Source organism: Nocardia cyriacigeorgica (assembly GCF_010858045.1).
GTDB classification, from domain to species: domain Bacteria; phylum Actinomycetota; class Actinomycetes; order Mycobacteriales; family Mycobacteriaceae; genus Nocardia; species Nocardia cyriacigeorgica_E.
Genome location: NZ_JAAGVC010000298.1, coordinates 1 through 296 on the forward strand (window position 1 = coordinate 1; position 296 = coordinate 296).

Sequence of the window (296 nt, forward strand, 5' to 3'; positions counted from 1 at the left end):
CCTTGACGTAGTCGAGGGCGTCCTGCTCACCGGAGGCGACGTAGTGCGCGACACCGGACTTGGTCATGTGGGTGTGCGCGCCACCCAGCTCCTCCATGGTGACTTCCTCACCGGTGACCGTCTTGATGACGTCGGGGCCGGTGACGAACATCTGGCTGGTCTGGTCGACCATCACCACGAAGTCGGTCAGTGCGGGGGAGTACACGTGGCCACCGGCGGCGGGGCCCATGATCAGCGAGATCTGCGGGATCACGCCGGAAGCCTGGATGTTGCGGTGGAAGATCTCGCCGTAGAGG

At 64.9% G+C, this 296-nt stretch carries 1 protein-coding gene; it reads right to left on the reverse strand.

The window, feature by feature from the left end; translation table 11 throughout:
* Positions 1-296: carboxyl transferase domain-containing protein (locus GV790_RS29785; RefSeq protein WP_306043467.1), on the reverse strand; the 296-nt coding region annotated here is incomplete at both ends.